The 24,574-nt window shown below is 69.2% G+C and carries 18 protein-coding genes; 14 read left to right on the top strand and 4 right to left on the bottom strand.

Going from position 1 to position 24,574, the window contains the following annotated elements; translation table 11 throughout:
• Window positions 1-13: 13 nt before the first annotated feature.
• The 4 genes from ACZ5BU_RS00090 to ACZ5BU_RS00075 all read left to right on the top strand — a co-directional run bounded on the left by ACZ5BU_RS00090 (window position 14) and on the right by ACZ5BU_RS00075 (window position 10,584).
• Window positions 14-1,558 (top strand): gamma-glutamyltransferase, encoded by a 1,545-nt coding sequence (locus ACZ5BU_RS00090; protein WP_465694306.1) that lies wholly within the window; start codon window positions 14-16, stop codon window positions 1,556-1,558.
• 43 nt (window positions 1,559-1,601) lie between these two features.
• Window positions 1,602-2,576, top strand: a complete 975-nt coding sequence (locus ACZ5BU_RS00085) for a glycosyltransferase family 2 protein (protein WP_465694304.1) — start codon at window positions 1,602-1,604, stop codon at window positions 2,574-2,576.
• Entirely contained in the window at window positions 2,573-4,783 is a 2,211-nt protein-coding gene (locus tag ACZ5BU_RS00080; protein ID WP_465694302.1) for a hypothetical protein, read from the top strand. Before ACZ5BU_RS00085 ends, ACZ5BU_RS00080 begins: the two co-directional genes overlap by 4 nt.
• Before the next feature lie 80 nt (window positions 4,784-4,863).
• On the top strand, window positions 4,864-10,584 hold the full coding sequence (locus ACZ5BU_RS00075) for an Ig-like domain-containing protein (protein WP_465694301.1): 5,721 nt from the start codon (window positions 4,864-4,866) through the stop codon (window positions 10,582-10,584).
• A 1-nt stretch (window position 10,585) separates the two neighbouring features.
• Here ACZ5BU_RS00075 and ACZ5BU_RS00070 read toward each other — a convergent pair whose 3' ends face one another.
• Genes ACZ5BU_RS00070 through ACZ5BU_RS00060 form a run of 3 tightly spaced genes read right to left on the bottom strand, consistent with a single transcriptional unit; the run spans window position 10,586 to window position 12,564 of the window.
• Complete coding sequence (locus tag ACZ5BU_RS00070) at window positions 10,586-11,104, bottom strand: GNAT family N-acetyltransferase (RefSeq protein ID WP_465694300.1); 519 nt, start codon at window positions 11,102-11,104, stop codon at window positions 10,586-10,588.
• Window positions 11,105-11,137: 33 nt separating this feature from the next.
• The gene (locus tag ACZ5BU_RS00065; RefSeq protein WP_465694299.1) at window positions 11,138-12,013 is read right to left on the bottom strand and encodes an RNA polymerase sigma-70 factor; all 876 of its coding nucleotides are present in this window, start codon (window positions 12,011-12,013) and stop codon (window positions 11,138-11,140) included.
• On the bottom strand, window positions 12,010-12,564 hold the full coding sequence (locus ACZ5BU_RS00060) for a carboxymuconolactone decarboxylase family protein (RefSeq protein ID WP_465694297.1): 555 nt from the start codon (window positions 12,562-12,564) through the stop codon (window positions 12,010-12,012). Before ACZ5BU_RS00060 ends, ACZ5BU_RS00065 begins: the two co-directional genes overlap by 4 nt.
• 115 nt (window positions 12,565-12,679) lie before the next feature.
• Here ACZ5BU_RS00060 and argC point away from each other — a divergent pair, with 115 nt between their 5' ends.
• Genes argC through ACZ5BU_RS00020 form a run of 8 tightly spaced genes read left to right on the top strand, consistent with a single transcriptional unit; the run spans window position 12,680 to window position 20,634 of the window.
• Window positions 12,680-13,720 carry an N-acetyl-gamma-glutamyl-phosphate reductase gene (gene argC, locus ACZ5BU_RS00055; RefSeq protein WP_465694296.1) on the top strand — a complete coding sequence of 347 codons (1,041 nt, stop codon included), beginning with the start codon at window positions 12,680-12,682 and terminating at the stop codon, window positions 13,718-13,720.
• The gene (gene argJ / locus ACZ5BU_RS00050; protein ID WP_465694295.1) at window positions 13,717-14,919 is read left to right on the top strand and encodes a bifunctional glutamate N-acetyltransferase/amino-acid acetyltransferase ArgJ; all 1,203 of its coding nucleotides are present in this window, start codon (window positions 13,717-13,719) and stop codon (window positions 14,917-14,919) included. Before argC ends, argJ begins: the two co-directional genes overlap by 4 nt.
• Complete coding sequence (argB, locus tag ACZ5BU_RS00045; protein ID WP_465694293.1) at window positions 14,916-15,791, top strand: acetylglutamate kinase; 876 nt, start codon at window positions 14,916-14,918, stop codon at window positions 15,789-15,791. The genes argJ and argB overlap by 4 nt, the downstream gene beginning before the upstream one ends.
• Window positions 15,788-16,987, top strand: coding sequence for an acetylornithine transaminase (locus tag ACZ5BU_RS00040; RefSeq protein ID WP_465694292.1), 1,200 nt, complete (start codon window positions 15,788-15,790; stop codon window positions 16,985-16,987). The genes argB and ACZ5BU_RS00040 overlap by 4 nt, the downstream gene beginning before the upstream one ends.
• The gene (argF, locus tag ACZ5BU_RS00035) at window positions 16,987-17,919 is read left to right on the top strand and encodes an ornithine carbamoyltransferase (protein ID WP_465694291.1); all 933 of its coding nucleotides are present in this window, start codon (window positions 16,987-16,989) and stop codon (window positions 17,917-17,919) included. The genes ACZ5BU_RS00040 and argF overlap by 1 nt, the downstream gene beginning before the upstream one ends.
• Window positions 17,916-18,428 (top strand): arginine repressor, encoded by a 513-nt coding sequence (locus tag ACZ5BU_RS00030; RefSeq protein WP_465694290.1) that lies wholly within the window; start codon window positions 17,916-17,918, stop codon window positions 18,426-18,428. Before argF ends, ACZ5BU_RS00030 begins: the two co-directional genes overlap by 4 nt.
• 11 nt (window positions 18,429-18,439) lie before the next feature.
• Window positions 18,440-19,867, top strand: a complete 1,428-nt coding sequence (argH, locus tag ACZ5BU_RS00025; RefSeq protein ID WP_465694288.1) for an argininosuccinate lyase — start codon at window positions 18,440-18,442, stop codon at window positions 19,865-19,867.
• A gap of 44 nt (window positions 19,868-19,911) precedes the next feature.
• The gene (locus ACZ5BU_RS00020; RefSeq protein ID WP_465694287.1) at window positions 19,912-20,634 is read left to right on the top strand and encodes a DNA-3-methyladenine glycosylase; all 723 of its coding nucleotides are present in this window, start codon (window positions 19,912-19,914) and stop codon (window positions 20,632-20,634) included.
• A gap of 50 nt (window positions 20,635-20,684) precedes the next feature.
• On the opposite strand, the gene ACZ5BU_RS00015 is transcribed toward ACZ5BU_RS00020, so the two are convergent.
• On the bottom strand, window positions 20,685-21,632 hold the full coding sequence (locus tag ACZ5BU_RS00015; RefSeq protein WP_465694286.1) for an LLM class flavin-dependent oxidoreductase: 948 nt from the start codon (window positions 21,630-21,632) through the stop codon (window positions 20,685-20,687).
• Between the two features lie 121 nt (window positions 21,633-21,753).
• Between ACZ5BU_RS00015 and ACZ5BU_RS00010 the strand changes: the two genes are divergently transcribed.
• Both ACZ5BU_RS00010 and tyrS read left to right on the top strand, forming a co-directional pair.
• Window positions 21,754-22,791 carry an App1 family protein gene (locus tag ACZ5BU_RS00010; RefSeq protein WP_465694285.1) on the top strand — a complete coding sequence of 346 codons (1,038 nt, stop codon included), beginning with the start codon at window positions 21,754-21,756 and terminating at the stop codon, window positions 22,789-22,791.
• A gap of 60 nt (window positions 22,792-22,851) precedes the next feature.
• On the top strand, window positions 22,852-24,144 hold the full coding sequence (gene tyrS / locus ACZ5BU_RS00005; RefSeq protein ID WP_465694283.1) for a tyrosine--tRNA ligase: 1,293 nt from the start codon (window positions 22,852-22,854) through the stop codon (window positions 24,142-24,144).
• Window positions 24,145-24,574 lie beyond the last annotated feature (430 nt).

The following is a 24,574-nucleotide window of genomic DNA, read 5'->3' as shown; positions in this document are numbered from 1 at the left end:
GGGGCGGGCTGCGATGAGCGGCGGGCACCCGCGGGTGGCTGTTGCCGCGCCGAACGCGGCAGCGGCGGACGCAGGTGTGCGGGTTGCGGCTGAAGGCGGCAACGCGGTGGACGCTGCGATCGCGGCCACGCTCGTCACGATGGTGAACGAGATCGGCATCGTCTCGCCGGCGTCCGGTGGATTCGTCACGTTGCAGGTGGCCGGCGGTGAACCGGTCACTATCGACGGCTGGGTGGAGATGCCCGGCCGCGGCCTGCCCAGCGAGCGGTTCGGCCGCGGCGTCTGGGACATCACCACGGACTACGGCGGCGGTACGACGACCACCGTCGGCCACGGCTCGGTCGCCACCCCCGGCGGCATGAAGGCTCTCGGCCTCGCTCATCGCCGCTCCGGCAAGGCGCCCTGGCGCGAGGTGGTGCAGCCCGCGATCGACGTCGCCCGGAACGGGTTCGCGCTCAGCCGCACCTCGGGGTACTACCTCGGCTTCACCCACGAGATCATCTTCGGCTGGCATCAACCCAGCCACGGTGTGGTGCACGACGCGGACGGCGAGGTGATCAAGGCCGGCAGTACGGTCGTGATCCCGGAGCTCGCCGAGGCGCTCGAGCTGATCGCCCGCGACGGCGCCGAGACCATGTACACCGGACAGCTCGCCCAGCTCCTGATCCACGACATGGCCGCGAACGACGGCATCCTCACCGCCGAGGACCTCGCGGCGTACGAGGCCGTCGTACGTCCGGCGCTGATCGTCAAGCAGAACGGCTGGCGTCTCGCGACCAACCCGCCGCCCGCGGTCGGCGGAGTGGCGGCGGCTGCGATGCTCGCATTGCTCGACGGCGTACCGGCCGACGGCTCCTGGCGTCAGCAGGAGCTGGAGCGGCTCATCGAGGTCCAGTACGCCGTACTCGGCCGCCGGCTCGCCGAGCTCGACGCGGAGGACGTACGGAAACTCGAAGGGCAGAAGCTGCTCGAGCTGGCCGCGGCCGGTGACCTCCGAGCGCTGACCTCCCCGAGTACGGCGACGGTGTCGGTCGTCGACGACGAGGGTGACGCGTGTGCGATCACGGTCTCCTCGGGTTACGGCTCCGGCGTGCTGACGCCCGGTACCGGCATCTGGCTCAACAACGCGCTCGGCGAGCAGGAACTCCTGCACGGCGGCCCGCACAGCCTCGCCCCGGGCACCCGGCTCACCTCGAACATGGCGCCGAGCGTCGCGCGACGCGACAGCGACGGCGCCGTACTCGCGATCAGCTCGCCCGGTTCGGACCGGATCCCGACCGCGCTCGCCCAGGTCTACGCGCTGTACACGCACGGTGGGCTCACGCTCCGCGAGGCCGTCGAGCACCCGCGGCTGCACGTCCGGGTCCGCGAGGACGTGGTCGTCGACTACGAGGACGACCTGCCGGTGTCCGGTTCGACCGCGCTGCCGACCCGCCCGATGCCGCCGCACTCGATGTACTTCGGCGGTGTCGCGGCCGCGTTCTGGGATCCGGCCGACGGACTGCTCGCGGTCGGCGACCCGCGCCGCACCGGTGCGGTGGCGATCTCGCCGACGTAGCGCACGCTAAGGTCAACCCCTGATCTCTGGAGAAAGGCAGCCGATGCGGGACAAGCCCGAGCTCTCCGTCGTCGTACCGATGTACGACGAGGAAGAGGTGCTGCCGATCTTCTTCCAACGGATGCACCCGCTGCTCGACAGGCTCGGGATCACGTACGAGCTGCTCGTCGTCGACGACGGCAGCCGGGACAAGACCGCCGCGCTGCTGCTCGACGCCGCGAAGGACTGGCCGCAGCTACGGGTCGTCCGGCTGCTCCGCAACAGCGGTCACCAGGCGGCGCAGTCGGCCGGCTTCCGTCGTGCCCGCGGCCGGTACGTCGTCACGATCGACGCCGACCTGCAGGATCCGCCCGAGGTGATCGCCGACTTCCTGCGCGCTGTCGAGGAGGAGGACGTCGATGTCGTGTACGGCGTCCGTTCCGACCGCTCGAGCGACTCGTGGGCGAAACGGACGACCGCCCGGCTGTACTACCGGTTGATGTGCCGCCTGGTCGGCAAGGAGATTCCGTTCGACGCGGCCGACTTCCGGCTGGTGACGCGCCGCGTGGTGGATGCGGTGAACGGGCTGCCCGACGACGGCCGGGTGTTCCGGCTGGTGATCCCGTGGCTCGGCTTCCCGAGCACCGAGGTGAAGTACGTCCGGGCGGAGCGCGCCGCCGGCACCACGAAGTACAGCGTGTCGAAGATGGTCCGGCTGGCGTTCGACAGCGTGACCGCTTTCTCGGCGGCGCCGCTGCGGCTGGCGACCTGGCTCGGGCTGCTCGGTGGCGCGATGTCCGGCGTGTTCGTCATCGGCGCGCTGGTGATCAAGCTGACCGGCCGGAGCATCCCCGGTTGGACGTCGACGGTGCTGGCGGTCAGCGTGATCGGCGCGATCCAGTTGCTCTGTCTCGGGCTCCTCGGTGAGTACGTCGCCCGCCTGTTCCAGTCGAGCCAGCGGCGGCCGCAGTTCCTCGTCGGCTACGACAGCCTGGAGGACCACGGCCATCAGGAGCCGGTCCACGAAACGCGGAGATGAGGCGGGCTCTCCCGTGGCTGCTGCCGATCCTGGCAGCGGTCTACGGGTTCGTCGCGTTGGGGGACGTCGGTGCGGGGCCGGTGCTCAAGTACGCCGCGTACTTCGCCGGGGCGATCGCCCTGCCCGGCACGCTGATCCTGCGGGCGGTGTGGCGCAGTACCGGTAACTGGGCGGAGGACCTCGGGCTCGGGTCGGTCGTCGGCGCGACCTGGCAGTTGATCGGCTGGGCGGTCTTCACCGCGTTCGGCTGGCAGCGGTGGCTGATCGTCTGGCCGGTGCTGCTGCTGATCGGGTTCGCAATCGCGGGGCGGCGGCACTTCCGGATCGCCGAGCCCGCGCCGTTGCCGGTCGCGTGGACTGTCGGCTTGGCGGTGTCGGCAGCCGTGGTGGTCGGTGCGACCACGCTCGGAGTGATGGCGTACCACGCGATGCCTCCGGACGGTAAGGCGTACTACCCGGACCTGCTGTACCACCTGTCGATGGTGCACGAGCTGACCCGCTCGGTACCGCCTGAGCTTCCGCAGGTCGTGGGGGAGCGCCTCGACTACCACTGGTTCGCCAACGCCGACATGGCCGCGGCCGTGGACACCACACACCTGACACCGCTAGTCGTACTGTTCCGCCTGTGGGTGCTCCCATGGTTGGTCGTTTCGCTGCTCGTCTGCGCAACACTCGCCAGGACCGTCAGCCGCACGTGGTGGACCGGCGTACTCGCAGCACTCGCTCTGGCTGCGCCGCAGCTGTTCCTCTTGGTGGACACGAGTGTGAACCTCGCACCGCCGGTCAGCTTGCTCAGCCCGTCGCAGACGTTCGGCATGGTCGCGGCTGTCGCGGTAGCGGTGTTCTTGATCGAGCTGCTGTTCAGAAACGGCACCCGTCGGCTCTGGTTCCTTATCGTGCCTGTAGCGCTAGTAGGTGGCGGCTCAAAGCCGACGGTGCTCCCGCTGCTAGTAGGCGCGGTCGGCCTGGCGGCGCTCTACGTACTAGTGACAACACGACGCTTCCCATGGCGCTTGATCGGTACGACGGCCGTACTGCTCGTCGCGGGCGCCATCACCTTCCTGAGCGTTGCCGGCAGCACCAGTGGTTCTCGCTTACAGTTCCTGGCCGTACTGAAGTCGCTGCCCGTCTACACAGCAGCCACGGGTGACAAGACGCAACCAGGGGACGGCGGGCTTCTTCTTCCAGCGTTGATGCATGGTGAGGTACTAGGAACGCTCAGCCTGTTGCTAGGACTACTCCTCACGCTGCAGGCGATGTCGTGGGCAGGCTTCGGCGTCGTCGGTCAGAAGGACCCGATCGCGTGGTTCCTGCTCGGCGCGATGATCGCGGGCTGGGCCGGCTACCTGCTCGTCGATCACCCGTCGGTCAGCGAGTCGTACTTCGTCTACACAGCCGCACCGTTCAGTCTGGCCGGCGCGGGCTGGTTCGCGGCGAGAAGTGCGCGCGCCTCAGGCAGGCCGGTCCCGATCGCGGTCGCTGCCTTCGTCCTGTCGATCGGGTACGCCGGTCTGCTCGTCTGGGCACGCGGCGTGCCGGCCGCCTCGACCGGTCGCCAGTTGTGGCTCAGCACCCGGATGCTGCTCGTCGTTCTCGGCATCACGCTCTTCCTGCTGCTCGTCTGGCGTCTGACGTTGCGGCAAGCCGGCGGTGGCATGTTGGTCGTGCTCGTGCTGCTCTCGACCGCGCCGATCAGCTCGTTCGTACAGAGTGCCGTCCGCGGGGACACCGAGAAGGCGCCGACGTACCGGGCTGCGCGCTGGTGGGTGTACCCGGACGAGGCCGAGGCGGCGTTGTGGCTCGGGCAGAACTCGGCGACGACCGATGTGGTCGCGACGAACACGTGGTGCCGGCCGGCCGGGTCGATCGCCGCCGGCTGCGACGCTCGCGGCTACCTGGTCAGCGGGATCGCCGGACGCCGTACGCTCCTCGAGGGCTGGGCGTACACGAATCAGGCGATGGCCGACCAGGGCAAGGGCGGCCACCGGTACACCGAGCAGCCGTCGCCGTGGCCGGATCGGCTCGCGCTCACCGAGCAGGCCCTCACCGCACCGACTCCAGCGGTGCTAGGACAGCTCCGCGACGAGTACGGCGTCCGCTGGCTGTACGCCGACGCGCGCAACGGGCCTGTGGCGCCTGTGCTCGACCAGCTGGCCGTTCGGCGACACAGCATCGGCAACGTCACGATCTACGACCTCGCACGGTGATTGTCCCGTAACATGACGTGGCAAGGCCCGCCCGCCCGCGGCCGCAGCAGCTTTTGTGATTGCTCGGGAGGGCTGGACACATGCGGGCAACCCGACCGGGGGCCATTCTTCTTGTCACCGGCCTGCTGAGCCTCGGCACGGTCACCGCCGGCGCCTACGAGGTTCCGACCGCGCCGTTCACGGCTGCCGCCACCACCGCGATGCCGGGTTCCGGACTGCGGCAGACGATCAGCGCGAACGGGATGACCGAGCTGGGCGATCCGTCCACGGCGGGCTTCCGCGGGATCGGGCCGACGACGTACCAGCCGGCGATCGGGACGAACACGCCCGTACAGGACGTCGTGGTCAACACCGGCGACTGCGCGTCCACCGGTGGCTGCAGTGACCGCGGCACGCTGACGGTCGCGTTCTCTCAGCCGGTCCGCAACCCGGTCCTGCACCTCGGCGGCCTCGGCGGCTCGGTCACCCGGACTGTCAGCGGCCGTACGGTCGCGCAGTCCGAACTGCACTCGATCCTGAAGCTCACCACACCCGGCGTCAGCCTGACGAAACTCGGCCAGGGCAACAACCTCGCGGTCACCAGCGACACGATCACGGCCGCGAACCACGACACCGGTCCGAATTGCGTGAACACCAAGTCGCCGTCCGGCCTCGACACGTCCGCGACCGCTGCCTGCGGCTCGGTCCGCGTGAACGGTGTGGTCACCAAGGTCAGCTTCGACGTCACTGCGATGTTCACCAAGCACCCGAAGCTACCGGCGTTGAACAACAGTTCGTCCGGCGACGCGTTCTCGATCGTTGCTACTACCCCTGAGGACTTCGGTGATGCGCCGGCGTCGTACGGCGCCGCGTGGTCGGTGCTGAGCGACGTACAACTCGGGAAGAGCGTCACCGAGGACAACGCGACGGTCGCGAACGGTACGTCCGGGCCGACGGTTCCGGATGCCGGCGATGACGCGGTCGTCTTCGAGCCGCTGCATACCGGTAAGACGTCGTACGCCGCTGATCTGGGATTGGCCGGTACGTCGAAGGCCGGCCGTGCTTGTGGGTGGATCGACCTCAACGTCAACGGTTCGTTCGATCCGGGGGAGCGGGCGTGTGCCGCCTTCGCGGCCGGGCAGACGACCGTGACGTTGCGGTGGGCCGAGATCGCGCCGAAGGCCGGGGCGTCGTACGCGCGGGTCCGGGTCGGGTACAACACCGCGCAGGTCGAGAAACCGACCGGTGCGGCCGACGCCGGCGAGGTCGAGGACTACCCGTTCGCGATCACGCCGCCGCCTCCGCCGGTCCTGACCGGCGACACCGCGACGACCGCCTTCGACACTCCTGTCGTCGTGAAGGTGCTCGCGAACGACAAGCCCGGCGACCCGACTGCACAGCTCGTCCCCAGCACGTTGTGCATTGTTGACAATCAGACGTGCGTGCAGATGGTGAACGTCGTCGGCCAGGCGAAGTATGTCGCGGGCGCTGACGGCACGGTCCGCGTCGAGCCGGTGCCGGGCTTCGTCGGTCCGGCGAAACCGGTCACCTACCGCGTTGCCGACAGCAACGGTACGACGGCGACCGCGAAGCTGACGATGACCGTGTCGCTCCCGGACCACCCGGTCGCCACCCCCGACACCGCATCCACGCCGCAGAACACGAGCGTGACCGTGAAGCCGCTCGCCAACGACCACGCGGCCGCGGGCGTGCAGCTCGTCCCGGGTTCGGTCGTACTGCGTGATCCGGCCGATGCGGCGTTCAAGAAGAAGGTCGTGATCGCGGGCGAGGGCGAGTACGTCGTGAAGCCCGACGGCGGCATGGACTTCGTGCCGGTACCGCACTTCACCGGCGTCGGTACGTCGATCGGCTACCGCGTCACGGACACCACCCACCAGACCGCGGAGTCCACGCTCACCGTCACGGTCACGCCGGTGACGCCGACCGCCAACGGCGACTCGGTCTCGACCGCGTTCGACACCGGTGTCGTCGTACCGGTGCTCGACAACGACCTGCCGGGTTCGCCGGACGCACCGCTCGTGCCGTCGACGCTGCGGTTGGTCGACCCTGTCAACAAGCGGATTGTCGACAAGCTGACGATCGCGCACCAGGGCACTTACACCGCGGCCGCCGGCAAGATCACCTTCGGCCCACTGCACGGCTTCACCGGCGTCGGTACGCCGATCACCTACCAAGTGCTCGACAAGAACGGTACGGCGGCCCGCGCCGAGCTCACCGTGTCCGTCGCGGCCCCCGGCCCACCGGTGGCCAACCCCGACACGATCACGACACTGCAAGGCCGTGACGTGGTCGCGGCCGTCCTCGACAACGACAAGCCCGGACCGACCGGCGCACCGCTGCAGCCCGGCAGCGTACGTCTGCTGACCGCGACCCAGCCCGCGCTCTCACTCGTGGTCCCCGGCCAGGGCAAGTACGTGGTCAAGACCGACGGCACGGTGCTCTTCGATCCGCTGCCGACGTTCAGCGGTACGGCGACCCCGGTCGGCTACCAGGTTGCCGATGGCAACGGTGCGGTCGGCAGCTCGACGCTGACGGTCCGCGTGACGAAGGTCCAGCCGGATGCCGCCGACGACACCGCGGGTACGGCGTACGACACCGACGTCACCGTCCCCGTACTCGCGAACGACGACGCCGGCGACCCGTCGATCCCGCTGGTGCCGAGCACCGTACGGCTGATCGACCCGGCGACCACGCGGCCGACGGCGACACTCGTCGTCCCGGGGCAGGCGAAGTACACGACGACCGCCGACGGCACGATCGAGGTCGACCCGGCGCCGAAGTTCACCGGCGCCGCGACGCCGGTCACGTACCGGGTCGCGGACGTGAACGGTACGACGACCACGGCCACCCTGACCGTCACGGTCGCCAAGCCCGCACCGCCGGCCGCCGAGCCTGACACCGTGACCGGCAAGCAGAACGTCCCGGTCCGCCTGAGCCCACTGGCCAACGACCTGGCCGGCGTCGGCGCCGTCCTCGACCCGCACAGCCTCACGCTGGTCGACCCAGCCGACGGCTCGCTCAAGAAGCTGGTCAAGGTCCCCGGCCAGGCCGTGTACCAGGTCAACCCGGACGGCACGGTCACCGTCGACCCGCTGCCGACCTTCACCGGTACGGCGACCAAGGTGACGTACCGGATCGCCGACGAGTTCGGGCAGACCGCGCGCTCGACGATCACAGTCACGATCGCGCCGATCACCCCGGTCGCGGCCGACGACACCGCGCGGACGCCGTACGACAAGACCGTCACGGTGAGCGTGCTCGGCAACGACAAGCCGGGCGACACGACAGCCCCGCTGGTGCCGGGCAGTCTGCAGCTGATCGATCCGGCGGACGGGCTGGCGAAGGAAGCGGTACGGATCCCGAACGAGGGCACGTACACCGTGGCCGGCGGAGCGGTCCGGTTCGATCCGAGTGCGACGTTCCGCGGTCCGGGTACGCCTCTGACGTACCAGGTCGCCGACACGAACGGTACGAAGGCGACCGCCCGGTTGACGGTGACGGTCGGGCAGCCGCCGGTCGCCGTCGCCGACAACGCCTCCACGCTGCAGAACGTGACCGTGACGATCGACGTGCTGTCCAACGACCGCCCGGGCACCGACGCGACGCTGGACAGCGGATCGGTCGGTCTGAACGGATCCGCGAAGAAGGTGACGGTCGCGGGCGAAGGAACGTACGCGGTCCAGGCGAGCGGAGCGATCGAGTTCGACCCGCTGCCGGCGTTCCGCGGCAGGACGCGTCCGCTGACCTATCGCGTCGCCGACTCGGACGGCAACTACGCAGCCGCGACGCTGACGATGACCGTCGTACCCGTCAACCCGGTAGCGGTCGACGACTCGGCGATCACGCCGTACGGGCAGGCGATCACCGTCAACGTGCTGGCGAACGACAAGCCCGGCGACCCGTCGGCGCCGCTCAAGCCGGGCAGCGTCGTGCTGAATGACGTCAACGGTAAGTACGGCAAGACCCTGACGCGCGCCGGTGAGGGGACGTACGCCGTCGACGCGTACGGCGGGGTGAGGTTCACGTCGGCCAAGGGGTTCCAGGGCGTGACGACACCGACGACGTACCGGATCTCGGACGCGAACGGGACGACCGCGGAAGGCCTGCTCCTGCTGACGGTCGGCAAGGGACCGAAGGCCGTCGCGGACCCGGTCGGCACCAAGCAGAACGTGACCGTGACCGTCGACCCGCTCGCGAACGACCAGCCTGGGACCGGCGCGCAGCTCGACCCGGCGTCGCTCCAGGTGTACGGCGCGACGTGGGGGCCGACGACGGTCGTCCCGGGGCAGGGTGTGTTCACCGTGAAGTCCGGGAAGATCACGTTCGACCCCGAACCGGCGTACCGCGGCGTCGTGTCGATCGCGTACCGGGTGCAGGACTCGACCGGGAACCTCGCGAGCGCGTCCGTCACGGTGACGGTCGCCCCGATCGTCCCGGTGATCAAGGACGACGTCGCGAACACGCCGTACGAGACCGCGGTCACCGTCGAGGTGCTCGCGAACGACGGTCCCGGTGACCCGAGCGCCCCGCTGACAGCCGGCGGTCTCCGCCTGATCGATCCGGTGAACGGCGATCCGCTGCCGGCGCTCGTCGTACCGGGGGAGGGCACGTTCACGGTTCAGCCGACCGGCGCGATCCGGTTCGCGCCGGTCGACGGGTACGCCGGGACCGCGGTCCCGGTCGGGTACCAGGTTGCCGACCGCAACGGCACGATCGGGTCCGGCACATTGACCGTGACGGTGCAGGCGCGTCCGGTCGCGATGCCCGACGAGGCACGAACCAAGCAGCACGTCGCGGCCACGATCGACCCGCTCGCGAACGACAAGCCAGGTCCCGGCGCGAAGCTCAACCCGGACTCGCTGCTGCTCGTCGGCGCGGACGGTGCCCTGGTCAACCAGGTCAACAGCCCACGCGAAGGCACCTACCTTGTTGCCGATGGCAAGGTCACGTTCACGCCGGAGCCGACGTTCTCGGGCACGACTCGACCAGTCGCCTACGAGGTGAAGGACTCCAACCAGAATGTGGCCCGCTCGACGATCACCGTCACGGTCGACCCGGTCCGGCCGGTGATCGTCGACGACAGCGCCGAGACCGCGTTCGGTACGCCGGTGACCGTCAACGTGCTGAAGAACGACAAGCCGGGTGACCCGTCGGCGCCGCTGCGTACGGATTCCGTCGTACTGCGGGATCCCGCCGACGGTCGCGAGAAGAAGTCGGTGACGGTGCCGCGCGAGGGCAGCTTCGTCGTCGGTGACAGTACCGTCACCTACACCCCGGCGAAGGGCTTCGTCGGTACGACGCGGGCACTCGCGTACCGGGTCACCGACGCGAACGGTACGTCGGACACCGCGCTGCTCGACGTGACCGTCGCCGGTCCACTGCTCGCGAAAGCGGCACCGGACAGCGCGACCGGTACGCCGGGCAACCCGGTCACGGTCAACCCGTTGCTGAACGACAGCGGCACGATCAAGCCCAGCTCGGTCTGCCTGCGAACGACGGACTCCTGCACGAAGCACGTGACGAACAGGGCCGGCACCTGGTCGGTCGGCGCCGACGGCACGGTCACGCTGAAGCCGGTCGCGGCGTTCACCGGCACCGCGAAGATGACGTACGAAACCGACGGCATGACCACCGCCCCCGTGAAGGTCACAGTCGGCGCGCAACCGGTCGAGCAGCCCCAGACCTACAACCGCGCCGACCTACCACCGACCGGCGGCCCGCCACCCGTCGTCCTCACCGTCGGCGTCCTCCTCGCCGCCCTCGGCGCGACGCTCGTTCTCCTCGCCCGAACCAGGCGCTGAACTACAGGTCCTTCACCAGCATGATCTCGTCGCGGTAGTCGTCGGGCGCGACGCGGACCGCGCGCGGGTGCGTACCGACGACGCGATAGCCGAGCGGACCGTAGAAGCTCTCCAGGCCGAGGCCGCCGCGGATCGTCAGCTGGAGCTGCTCGAGCCCGAGGTCGACCGCCGAACCGCGCAGACCCTCCATCAGCAACCGCCCGGCGCCGTTGCCCTGGTACCCCGGATGCACCATCACCCGCAGCACCGTCCGCCAGTGCGCCTGCAACGCGCTCCCGCGGGACACCAGCATGCCCATCCCGACGTACCGCTCGCCGTTGTGCAGCACGCCGAGCAGGTCCAGCCCGGCCGCGACCCGCCCGAGCGCGCCGTCCAGGTTCTCCGCGACCAGGTCCACCGGCGCGGGCGCTGTGTACCCGACCGCGCCGCCCGCGTTCGTCGCGGCCACCCAGGTGTCCAGCAGGTCCGCTCGCAACCCCGGGTCGAGTGCCTCGTCCGGGTCCGCCACCAGATACTTCACTGCGCCTCCATCTGCGACTGAGTTGCAGATAGTCTACGGCTCGATCGACGGAACCTGCCCCAGTTTGTCCGGGTTCCGGATCAGGTACAGCTCGGTGATCCGGCCGTCCGTGCTCTTCATGAACGTGACCGTGTCCGGCTGGTCGTCGAAGTACGCGACGTACGCGAGCTCGTCGTTCAGCGACGCCATCCGGATCTCGAACCCCGGGTTGTCCGCGAGCACCGCGAACAGCCAGCGGGCGATCTTCTCCGCGCCGTGGATCGGCCGCAGCGCGGCGCGCTTCTTGCCGCCGCCGTCGCTGATCAGTACGGCATCCGGCGCGAGCAGCGCGACCACCTGATCGAAGTCGCCGCTCCCGGCGGCCTGCATGAACCGCATCGTCAGCTCGTCGTGCCGCGCCTTGTCCACGTGGTGCCGCGGCTGCCGCGCGTGGACGTGCTCGCGGGCGCGGTGGGCGAGCTGTCGTACGGCGGACTCCGACCGGCCGAGCGTGTCCGCGATCTCGTCGTACGGCAGGTCGAAGACCTCCCGCAGCACGAACGTGGCGCGCTCCAGCGGGGACAGGGTTTCGAGTACGACGAGCATCGCCATGCTGACCGAGTCCGCCAGCTCGACCGCGGCGGCCGGGTCGTCGTCATCGGTTGCGAGCGGCTCGGGCAGCCACGGGCCGACGTACGACTCCCGGCGCGCCTTCTGCTCGCGGAGCTTGTTCAGCGCGAGGCGGGTGGTGATGCGGATCAGGTATGCCCGCGGTTCGCGGATGTCGTCGTGATCGACGCCGGCCCAGCGCAGCCACGCCTCCTGGACCACGTCCTCCGCGTCGCTGACGCTCCCGACCACCCGGTACGCCGCGCCGACCAGCACCTGACGATGCTCGGCGAACTCCGCCGCGAGCTGTTCCTCGGTCACTGCACCGGCCTCAGTTCGCAGTACTCCTTGAAGCCCTGGCTGGTGAGCCCGAGCGCGGCGTTCGTCCGGGAGCGGTAGTTCTCCAGCGAGACGGTCGCCGTGAGCTCGACCAACTGCTCGTCGGTGAGGTCTGCCCGCAACCGCTCGACCAGCTCGTCGGTGACCTCCGGCGGGGTCGCCGTCATCGCCTCGGCGTAATCCATCACCGCGCGCTCCAGATCCGAGTAGACGTCACTGTCCCGCCACCCTGGCACATCCCGCAGCTTCGCCTGGTCGACACCCTGGTGATGGAACTCCCAGTACCCGAAGTCCATGCACCAGCTGCACCCGATCCGGGCCGACGTCACCATCACCGCCAGTGCCTTCAGGCCGGGATCCAGCTTGTTCCAGCGTGCGGCCGACCCCTCCATCATCAGCATCGTGGTCAGCACCCGCCGGTTGTGCAGCGCCGCCTTCCCGGGATCCAGTACCTCGCCGTACTTCCGCCGGCTGCCCCACTCCGCCAGCCGCACGAACCACGTCCGCTTGTGCTCCAGTTCGATCCGCGCCATCACGTCCTCCAAGGTTCGTCGTCGACTCCTGGACACGGCTCACCTGGTCGGTTGTGACATGACCCCGCTCACGACGATCTTGGATATTCATCCGCTTCGTGGCATACTCATTCACATGAGCGTGAAGGTGGCGGTGGCCGGGGCCAGCGGGTATGCGGGAGGCGAGCTGCTCCGGTTGCTGAGCAGCCACCCCGAGGTCGAGATCGGCGCCCTGACCGCCGGTGGGAACGCCGGTACGGCGCTCGGCGTGCACCACCCGCACCTCGTGCCGCTGGCCGGGCGCATCCTGGTCGAGACCACGGCGGAGAACCTCGCCGGTCACGACGTGGTGTTCCTGGCCCTGCCGCACGGACAGTCCGCCGGAATCGCCGAGCAACTCGGCGAGGACGTCACCGTGATCGACTGCGGCGCGGACTTCCGGCTGACCGAGGCCGAGGCGTGGGTCGAGTTCTACGGCGGCGAGCATGCCGGCTCGTGGCCGTACGGGCTCCCGGAGCTCCCCGGTCAACGGGACAAGCTCCGCGGTTCGAGCCGGGTCGCCGTACCGGGTTGTTACCCGACCGTCTCCACGCTCGCCTTGCTTCCCGCCGTACAGGCCGGCCTCGTCGACGCGGGGCAGCTCGTGGTCGTCGCGGTCAGCGGTACGTCGGGCGCGGGCAAGGCCCCGAAGGCGCATCTGCTCGGCGCGGAGGTGATGGGTTCCGCCTCGGCGTACGGCGTCGGCGGAGTACACCGTCACACACCGGAGATCGAGCAGAACCTCACCCCGTACACATCGCAGCCCGTGAGCGTGTCGTTCACGCCCGTACTGGTCCCGATGGCCCGCGGCATCCTCGCGACCTGCAGCGCACCGGTTGCCGAAGGCACCGACTATGCAGCGTTACGGAAGGCGTACGAGGACGCGTACGGCGACGAGCCGTTCATCCACCTGCTGCCCGAGGGACAATGGCCGCAGACGCAGGCCACCCTCGGCGCGAACACCGTGCAGTTGCAAGTAGCCCTCGACCAGCGCACCGGCCCCACCGGCCGAGTCATCATTGTGGCCGCGATGGACAACCTCACCAAGGGCACCGCCGGCGCCGCCGTGCAGTGCATGAACCTGGCCACCGGTCTCGATGAGACCCTGGCCCTGCCTCTCGTAGGAGTAGCCCCGTGACCCTCGCCGTCACCCCGGACACTCATGTCGATCGGAGCGCCGGTGTCACCGCGCCGGCCGGCTTCCGAGCGGCCGGAGTGATCGCCGGGATCAAGCCGGCCGGTACGCCGGACCTCACCGTCGTCGTCAACGACGGCCCGCACGACGTCGCCGCCGGCGTCTTCACCACGAACAAGGTGAAGGCCGCGCCGGTGCTCTGGTCGCAGCAGGTCCTGACCGCCGGTGTTCTGAAAGCAGTCGTGCTGAACTCGGGCGGCGCCAACGCCTGCACCGGACCCGAAGGTTTCCAGGACACCCACAAGACCGCGGAGAAGCTGGCCGACGTGCTGGGCGTCGGCGCCGCGCAGATCGGTGTCTGCTCGACCGGCCTGATCGGCGAGCGGCTTCCGATGGATGCTCTGCTTCCCGGCATCGACAAGGCGGTTGCCGCCTTGGCCGACGGGCCTGAGGCTGGGTTGGCGGCGGCGACCGCGGTGATGACGACCGACAACGTGCCGAAGCAGGCCGCGCTGAAACACCCGGACGGGTGGAGCATCGGCGGTTTCGCCAAGGGCGCCGGGATGTGCGCGCCGAACATGGCGACGATGCTGAGCGTGCTCACCACCGACGCCGTCCTCGACCAGCCGCACCTCGACCACGCGCTGCGGAACGCGGTCGGCAAGACGTTCAACCGGCTCGACGTCGACGGCGGTACGTCGACCAACGACACCGTACTGCTGCTCAGCTCGGGTGCCTCCGGGGTGACCGTGACGCCCGAGGCCTTCGAGGCCGCGCTGACCGCACTGGCTGCTGACCTGGTGAAGCAGTTGCAGGCGGACGCGGAGGGCGTCACCAAGCACGTGAGCATCACGGTGCAGGGCGCGGCGTCCGAGGCGGAGGCGTTGGCCGCCGCCAAGATCGTTGCCGAGGACAACCTGTGCAAGACCGCGTTCTTCGCCTCCGACCCGAACTGGGGCCGGATCGCGATGGCGGTCGGCAACGCCCCGACCGCGTTCGACCCGTCACTGCTCGACATCACGCTGAACGGCGCTGCTATCTGTGTTGCCGGCGGCAAGGGCGTCGACCGCTCCGAGGCGGACCTCAGCGGCCTGGAGATCGACGTGGTCATCGACCTGCACGCCGGCCCCGCGTCCGCGACCGTACTCACCACGGACCTCTCGCACGCGTACGTCGAAGAGAACTCGGCGTACTCCTCATGATCTATGAAGGCGCGGTCGAGAAGGCCGCCGTACTGACCGAGGCGCTGCCCTGGCTGAAGCAGTTCCACGGGAAGACCGTCGTGGTGAAGTACGGCGGGAACGCGATGGTCGACGACAAGCTCAAGCGGGCGTTCGCCGAGGACATCGTGTTCCTCCGGTACGCCGGGGTCCGGGTCGTCGTCGTGCACGGCGGCGGGCCGCAGATCAGCGACATGCTCGGCCGGCTCGGGATCGACAGCGAGTTCCGTGGCGGGCTCCGGGTCACCACCCCGGAGGCGATGGACGTCGTCGGCATGGTGCTGGTCGGCAAGGTCGGCCGCGAGCTCGTCGGCCTGCTGAACGCGCACGGCCCGTTCGCGGTCGGCATGTCCGGCGAGGACGCGGGCCTGTTCACCGCGGAACGCCGTACGGCGCTCGTCGACGGCGAGCAGGTCGACATCGGGCTGGTCGGCGACGTGGTCGAGGTCCGCCCGGAGGCCGTGATCGACCTGATCGACGCGGGCCGGATCCCGGTGGTGTCGACGATCGCGCCGGACGAGGACGGCCTGGCGCACAACGTGAACGCCGACACCGCGGCCGCCGCGCTCGCGGTCGCGCTCGGCGCCGAGAAGCTCGTCGTACTGACCGACGTCGCCGGGCTGTATCGGAACTGGCCGGACAGCGACGAGATCATCACGCAGATCGACGCGGCCGAGCTGGCCGAGCTGCTGCCATCGCTGGCGTCTGGCATGGTTCCGAAGATGGAGGCCTGTCTGCGCGCGGTCGAGTCGGGCGTGTCCCGGGCGACTGTGATCGACGGCCGCGTGCCGCACTCGTTGCTGCTGGAGATCTTCACCGACGCCGGAAGTGGAACCCAGGTGATCCCCTCATGACCGAACTGCTCACCGTCGACGGCACCCAGGCCGCGCTCACCGAGCGCTACTCGAGCGCTCTGATGAACACGTTCGGCGCTCCGAAGCGGGTGCTGGTCCGGGGCGAGGGTGCGTACCTGTGGGATGCCGACGGCAACAAGTACCTCGACCTGCTCGGCGGGCTCGCGGTGAACTGCCTCGGCCACGCGCACCCGTTCGTGGTGTCCGCGGTGACCTCGCAGCTCGCGACGCTCGGCCACGTCTCGAACTTCTTCGCCTCCGCACCGCAGATCGCGCTGGCCGAGAAGTTGCTCGGTCTCTTCGATGCTCCCGGCAAGGTGTTCTTCACCAACTCAGGCACCGAGGCGAACGAGGCCGCCTTCAAGATCACCCGGCGTACCGGCCGTACCAAGATCGTCTCCACTGTCGGCGCCTTCCACGGCCGGTCGATGGGCGCGCTCGCGGTGACCTGGAAGCCGGCGTACCGGGAGGCGTTCGCACCGCTGCCGGGTGACGTCGAGTTCGTCCCGTACGGCGACGCCGAGGCGCTGGCCGCCGCGGTCGACGACCGGACTGCGGCGGTGGTGCTCGAGCCGATCCAGGGCGAGAACGGTGTCGTCGTACCGCCGGCCGGATACCTGCAAGCCGCGCGGCGGATCACGTCCGAGCACGGCGCGCTGCTGTGGATCGACGAGATCCAGACCGGGATCGGGCGGACCGGCACGTGGTTCGCGTACCAGACCGAGGGGATCACGCCGGACCTGGTGACGGTGGCGAAGGGCCTCGGCGCGGGCATCCCGATCGGCGCCTGCATCGGGCTCGGCGCGGCCGCGGACCTGCTGCAGCCGGGGAACCACGGGACCACGTTCGGCGGCAACCCGGTCGCGGCGATCGCGGGGCTCGCGGTGCTGACCGTGATCGAGCGGGACGGATTGCTCGACCAGGTGAATGCTGTCGGCAACCACCTCGCGTCGTCGGTGATCGCGCTCGACCATCCGCTGATCGCGGGCGTCCGCGGGCGTGGGCTGTTGCTCGCGATCCAGTTGACCGAGCCGGTGTCCGACCAGGTGGCGGCGCTGGCGCTGGAGGCCGGGTTCGTGATCAACAACCCGACCCCGGACGCGTTGCGGCTGGCGCCGCCGTACATCCTCAGCAAGGCTGATGCGGACAGTTTCGTCGCGGCCCTCCCGGGGCTGCTCGACAAGGTGGAGATCTGATGGTGCGGCACTTCCTGCGGGACGACGACCTGTCGCCGGTCGAACAGGACGAGGTACTCACGCTGGCCGCACAGCTGGCCGGTGACCGGTACGGGCACAAGCCGCTCGAAGGGCCGAAGACCGTCGCGGTGATTTTCGACAAGACGTCGACCCGGACCCGGATCTCGTTCGCCGTCGGGATCGCCGAACTCGGCGGTTCGCCGTTGATCATCGACGCGCAGACGTCCCAGCTCGGACGCGGTGAGCCGATCGCGGACACTGCCCGCGTGCTCGATCGGCAGGTCGCGGCGATCGTGTGGCGGACGTTCGGGCAGTCGCGGATCGAGGAGATGGCCGCGGCGTCGTCCGTGCCGGTCGTCAACGCGCTGACGGACGAGTTCCACCCGTGCCAGATCCTCGCCGACCTGCAGACCGTACGGCAGCACAAGGGCGCGACGGCCGGGCTGAAGCTGGTGTACCTCGGCGACGGCGCGAACAACATGGCGCACTCGTACCTGCTCGGCGGCGCGACCGCCGGGATGCACGTCGTGGTCGGTTCGCCTGCCGAGTACCAGCCGGATCCGGCGATTCTCGCGCGCGCCGCGGAGATCGCGGCTTCGACGGGTGGATCCGTCGCGTGGACCGCGGACGCGGCCGCCGCGGTCGACGGTGCCGATGTCGTTGCCACCGACACCTGGGTGTCGATGGGGCAGGAGGCCGAGGCCGCCGACCGCGAGGCGCCGTTCGTGCCGTACTCGGTCACCGAGCAACTGCTCGGCAAGGCGAAGCCGGATGCGATCGTGTTGCACTGCCTTCCCGCCTATCGTGGCAAGGAGATCGAGGCGGCCGTGATCGACGGCCCGCAGTCGGTCGTCTGGGACGAGGCCGAGAACCGGCTGCACGCGCAGAAGGCGCTGCTGTCGTGGCTGTTGGCAAGGAGTTTCGGGGAATGAGCATCGCCGTACCGACGACCAAGACTGCTCGGCAGCAGCGGATCGTGGACCTGCTGGGTCGGCAGCCCGTACGGTCGCAGACCGAGCTGGCTGATCTGCTGGCTGCGTCCGGGCTGGTCGTCGGGCAGGCGACGCTGTCGCGGGACCTGGTCGAGATCGGTGCGGTGAAGGTCCGCGACTCGTCCGGCCAGCTCGTGTACGCCGTACCCGGTGAAGGCGGCGACCGTACGCCTCGCGCCGGCGAAGCGGCGGCCTTCGAAGCGCGCCTGGCCCGGGTCGCGTCCGAGCTCCTGGTCTCCGCGGAGGGCAGCGCCAACCTGGTGATCCTGCGAACCCCGCCGGGAGCGGCCCAGTACTTCGCGTCGGCGATCGACCACGTGGGACTGGATGACGTTCTCGGCACCATCGCCGGCGACGACACCGTGATGGTCGTCTCCCGCAATCCCACCGGCGGCGAAGCCCTGGCCGCCCGCTTCCTGTCCCTCGCCGCCCGCTCCGAACCGAAGTAGAGGAACTTGTTGTGAGTAGTACAGAGAACGCCGCGCGGGACTCAGCTCTCTGGGGAGCCCGGTTCACTGGCGGTCCAGCTGACGCGCTGGCGGCGCTGAGCAAGTCGACCCAGTTCGACTGGCGACTGGCGCCGTACGACATCGCCGGCTCGAAGGCACACGCGAAGGTGCTGCACCGCGCGGGTCTGCTGACCGACGAGGACCTGGCCGCGATGCTGGCGGGTCTCGACGGGCTTCTCGCCGACGTCCTCGCCGGCCGCTTCCTGCCCGCCGAGGCCGACGAAGACGTGCACACCGCGCTCGAGCACGGTTTGCTGGATCGGCTCGGTGCCGAGCTGGGCGGCCGGCTGCGCGCCGGCCGCTCCCGCAACGACCAGGTCGCGACGCTCTACAAGGCGTACCTGCGTGAGCATGCCCGGATCATCGGCCGGCTGGTGCTGGAGCAGGTCAACACGCTGGCCGAGCAGGCTTCCGCGCATCTGGGTGTGGCCATGCCCGGTCGTACACACCTGCAGCACGCGCAGCCCGTGCTGCTGTCCCACCACCTGCTCGCGCATGCGTGGCCGTTGATCCGGGACCTCGACCGGTTGGCCGACTGGGATGCCCGGGTGGCCGCGGACTCGCCGTACGGTTCGGGTGCTCTGGCCGGTAGTTCGCTGGGGCTCGATCCTGTCTTTGTTGCTCATGAGCTCGGGTTCACGAACTCGTCGGCGAACTCGATCGACGGTACGTCGTCGCGGGACTTCGTCGCGGAGTTCGCGTTCGTGCTGGCGCAGATCGGCGTCGACCTGTCCCGGCAGGCCGAGGAGGTGATCATCTGGGCGACGAAGGAGTTCGGGTTCGTCGAACTGGACGACGCGTTCTCGACCGGGTCGAGCATCATGCCGCAGAAGAAGAACCCGGACATCGCGGAACTCGCCCGCGGCAAGGCCGGCCGGCTGATCGGCAACCTGAGCGGTCTACTGGCGACGCTGAAGGCGCAGCCGCTCGCGTACAACCGGGACCTGCAGGAGGACAAGGAGCCGGTCTTCGACTCCATCGACACCCTCGAAGTACTGCTGCCCGCGTTCACCGGCATGATCCGCACGCTGCGCTTCAACTCCGCGCGCCTGGAAGAGCTCGCTCCACAGGGCTTCTCGCTCGCCACCGACATCGCCGAATGGCTCGTCCGCCAGAAGGTCCCCTTCCGGGTAGCCCACGAACTGGCCGGCGCCTGCGTCCAAGCCTGCGAAAAACGCGGCATCGAACTCTGGGACCTCACCGACGAAGACCTGGCCGCCATCTCCCCGCACCTGACCGCCGACGTCCACTCAGTCCTCACCGTCCAGGGCTCCCTATCCTCCCGCAACACCCGAGGCGGCACAGCCCAGCCCCAGGTCGAAGCCCAGCTGGCCGAACTCCACACCCGAGTAACAGAACACGCCACCCGCCTAGCCTGAGCCGGCGCAACCGGCTTGTCCGGCGGTCGCCTAGGGTGCTGCGCATGCGTCGTTCGCTTCTCGCCGGTCCCGTGCTGGATGTCGCTCCGAAGCTGTTGGGCATGGTTCTGCGCAGCACCACCGACGAGGGGACCGTCGCGGTGCGGCTGAGTGAGGTCGAGGCTTACGACGGACCTAACGACCCCGGCTCGCACGCGTACCGGGGTCAGACCCCGCGCAACGAGGTGATGTTCGGCCCGCCCGGCTTCCTGTACGTGTACTTCACCTACGGCATGCACTTCTGCATGAATGTCGTCGTCGGCCCCGACACCCAACCCTCGGCAGTCCTGCTCCGCGCCGGCGAAGTCATCGAAGGCGTCGAACTCGCCCGCATCCGCCGCGGCCAACCCGCCCCACAGAAGTCAGCCTTCAACCAAGCATCCATCCGATCCGCCACCCCACCTGGCGTCCGCTCGGAGCTGGCGCAGGCGTCTGTCCGACCGGGTCCGGTGAGCAAGCGCCCGGCGCCCAACCCGGACCGCGACCTTGCGCGCGGCCCGGCCCGCCTGTGTGTTGCCCTCGGCATCGGACGCGCCGGCAACGGCGCCGACCTACTCGCCAAGGACTCACCCATCCGGCTCCTCGACGGCCCCGGCTACGACGGCGTACCGGCCACCGGCCCGCGCGTCGGCCTCCGCGACGCCGCCGACCGCCCGTGGCGCTTCTGGATCCCAAACGACCCGACGGTCTCGCCGTACCGCCCACACGTCCCGAAGAAACGCCCCTAGAGCCGGCCGTACGAGCAGCCCGCCCTAGTGTCGGCCGTACGAGCAGCGCCTCAGCGGTTCGTCAGCTCGAGCACGTAGTCCAGCTGCGGCAGCCCGTGCTCCACCTCCGGATCCGGGAACAGCCCGACATGATCCACCCCGGCCGCCTCCAACCCGTCCAGGTGCTCGGCCGCGTCGTCGAGCGTCCCGACCGCACCGATCGCGGTCCACCAGTCGCTCGGCATTCCGACCAGCCCGGCCTCGCCGCTCGCGTCGTGCAACGCCTTCAGCTCGTCGAAGAACGGCAACGCGGTCAGCTGCGGCGCCCGGTCGCCGATCCGCCACCCGAGCCACGGCGCGGTCCACTCGTACGCCGTCTTCCGGTCCGCCCGGACGCACATCGCGGTGAACGTCGCGACCACGAACCCCTCGGGCGATCCGGCGTACTCCACCGATTGCTGCACGTACGCCGCGGTCGCCGGCTCGGCGAGTACAACGCCGTCCGCGACCCGCCCAGCGAGCGCCATCGACTTCGGCCCCTGCACCCCGAGCAGGATCGGCGGGACGTTGGCCGGTGGTGCGTCGAGCTTCACCTTGTCGAGGAAGACCGTCTTGCCCTCGAAGCTCACCTCCTCGCCCCGCAGCAACCGGGTGACGCTGGTGGTGACCTCCTCGAGCGCCGTCAACGGCGACTTCGGCCGTACGCCCATCTGCCCCATCCACGACTGCACCCCATGGCCGATACCCGGCAGGAACCGCCCCGGCCCGAGCGCCTCCAGCGTCGCGAACTCCATCGCCGTCACGGCCGCCGTACGAACGACCGCCGGCACGATCCCGAGCCCGACCGTCAGCTGCTCGGTGGACGTCAAGGCGGCCGACACCAGTGACGGTCCCGCGGTGTAGAAGCAGTCCTCGATGATCCACAGCCCGTCGGCGCCGCCGCGGTCTAGGCGCCGCGCGACCTCGGTGACGAGCGCGGCCGGATAGGTACGCGGGAAGCACATTCCGATTGCGGTCATGGGGAGAAGGTAGAGGACGCCGCCGACAGTTCGCTCCGGACTTGATGAACGTCGTCGCAAAGGTGTCCACGGACCGCGGGGGAGGACGACTAGCGGCCCATGCTCCGGGTAGGTTTCTGGTATGGCCCGTCCGCACTACGCATCCCGTCTCGAGGACTGGTTCAACGTCGGGGTGCAGGCGGTGCTGCGGCGGCGTGGCTGGCAGGAGCGGATCATCCCGCAGGTCGGGTACGGCAACACCGAGTTCGTCCGCGTGCTCGCGCGCGTGGTGCTCGGCCGGGACCCGCGCAACCAGCCGCGGTACGACGAGGACCAGGTGGTGCGGGGCTGGCGCGCGTTCGTCACGGCGCCGGCGGTGAAGGTACTGGTGTCGGTCACCGTCAACGGGCGGACGTACGACGCCATCACCGACCGCGGCGGGTTCATCGACCTGACCGTTCCGGAGGTGCTGCCGGCGGGGTGGCACGAGATCATGCTCGGCGTCCACGGCGAGCGGCAGGCCCGGGCGCGGATCTTCGTACCGGACCCGGACGCGACGTTCGGTCTGGTCAGCGACATCGACGACACGGTGATCCTGACGATGCTGCCGCGGCCGTTGATCGCGGCCTGGAACACGTTCGTCCGTGACGAGCAGGCCCGCCGCGTCGTACCAGGAATGGCCGGTCTGTACGAAGAGCTCCTGGCGGACCACCCCGGCGCTCCGATGTTCTACCTCTCCACTGGTGCGTGGAACACGGCCCCCACGTTGACGCGCTTCTTCGCGCGGCACGGGTACCCGCCCGGACCGTTGCTGATGACGGACTGGGGACCTACGAACACCGGGTGGTTCCGTAGCGGGCAGGAGCACAAGCGGACCGCCCTGCGTCGACTGGCCCGCGAGTTCCCGAACGTACGGTGGGTCCTGATCGGTGACGACGGCCAGCACGACCCCCAGCTGTACGGCGACTTCGCACAGACCCACCCGGACAACGTGCTCGCTATTGGCATCCGCCAGCTGACCCCGGCCGAGCAGGTGCTGTCTCACGGTTTGCCGGTGCCTAACACGGACCCTGGCGCTCACGACCCACACCGGCCGACTGCGGCCACCGTGCAGGGGCCTGACGGCCACGCGCTCCGTCCACAACTGCGGTCGGTCCTTGCGCGCCCTGAGACCACCTGAGCAGCCGGGTCTCGTCGTACAGGACACTAGTACTGACCGACGTACTCGAGGAGAGAACTAGTGACCGAACGCCGCACTCAGGTGCTTGACGACCTGGAGAGCCGTGGCCTGATCGCCCACTCCACCGACCCGGAGGCCCTCCGGGCCTCGATGGCGGCAGGGCCGATCACCTCTTATGTCGGTTTCGATCCCACCGCGCCGAGCCTGCACATGGGGAACCTGCTGCAGCTGCTGACGCTGCGACGGCTCCAGCTGGCCGGCCACAACCCGATCGGGCTCGTTGGTGGCGCCACCGGACTGATCGGCGACCCGAAGGAGACGTCGGAGCGGGTGCTGAACCCGAAGGACGTCGTCCACGAGTGGGTGGAGCGGGTGCGCTCCCAGGTGGAGAAGTTCGTCGACTTCGACCAGTCGCTGCCCAACCCGGCCCGGATCGTCAACAACTACGACTGGACCAAGGACCTCAACACCCTGGACTTCCTGCGTGACATCGGGAAGCACTTCCCGGTGAACCGGATGCTCGGCCGTGAAGTCGTCAAGGCGCGACTGGAACAGGGGATCAGCTACACGGAGTTCAGCTACGTGCTGCTGCAGTCGCTGGACTTCCTGGAGCTGTACAGGCGGCACAACTGCACGCTGCAGACAGGTGGCAGCGACCAATGGGGCAACCTGACGGCCGGTGTGGAGCTCATCCGCCGTACGGATCAGGGCAAGGCGCATGCGCTGGCGACGCCACTGGTCACCAAGGCCGACGGGACCAAGTTCGGGAAGACGGAGTCCGGCACGGTGTGGCTGGACCGGGAGCTGACAACGCCGTACGCGTTCTACCAGTTCTGGTTCAACACCGACGACCGCGACGTGATGCAGCTGGTGCGGTTCTACACGTTCCGGTCGGCTGAGGAGATCGCTGCGCTGGAGCAGGCCACTGCAGAACGCCCCCAGGCGCGGGAGGCGCAGCGCGTGCTCGCAGAGGACGTCACGACGCTGGTGCATGGAGCTGACGAGACTCGGCGGGTGCAGGAAGCGTCGAAGGCGTTGTTCGGCCAGGGGGAGCTGGGGTCGCTGGACGGCTCCACTCTGGTCGCCGCACTGCGTGAAGCACCGCATGTGGAGCTGGGCGCAGGAGAACAGATGCCGACGTACGGCGACCTCCTGGTGAAGTCGGGTCTGGTCGCCAGCAAGTCGGCGGCCCGGCGGACCGTGGCCGAGGGCGGTGCGTACCTGAACAACGAGAAGGTGAAGGACGCGGAGTACGTACCGGCCGCGGACGACCTGCTGCCGGGCGGCGTCCTCGTGCTGCGACGCGGGAAGCGTTCATTTGCAGGGGTTCTGGCTTCGCCGGCGCAGGGCTGACGGCTCGTCGCGGCTCGCGGGTGGGAGTGGTCTCCACTCCCACATCCGGGTTGCCGAAGGCAAATTACAAGCCTGTGATTCAGCCCACCGGGAGCCGATTTGACCGGTCACCTGGGAGCCACGTAATGTTCTTCTTGTTGGAAGCGAGCGCGGGACGCGAAAGCGGCCGGACCTTCCAAAACCCCCAAAGGCTAGCTCAGCCGGAACGCGTCTTCGGACTCGGGTCGGCCAGCAAGACGCGGGTGGGGATCGGGAAAAATCGGGTCTTGACTCGGTGGATCTGATCCGGTAGAGTAACGCAGGTTGCCCCGGGAGCCTGGCTGCAAGGCCAAGCTGCGGTGTGCGTCCGATTCTTGAGAACTCAACAGCGTGCCGAAAGTCAATGCCGAAAGATGCATTAACCCCGTCTACAGGCATTCAATGTCTGTGG

The organism is Kribbella sp. NPDC031520 (genome assembly GCF_055580825.1).
Note: the sequence above shows the minus strand (reverse complement) of the source record. Positions and strands in the feature narration are given on the sequence as shown.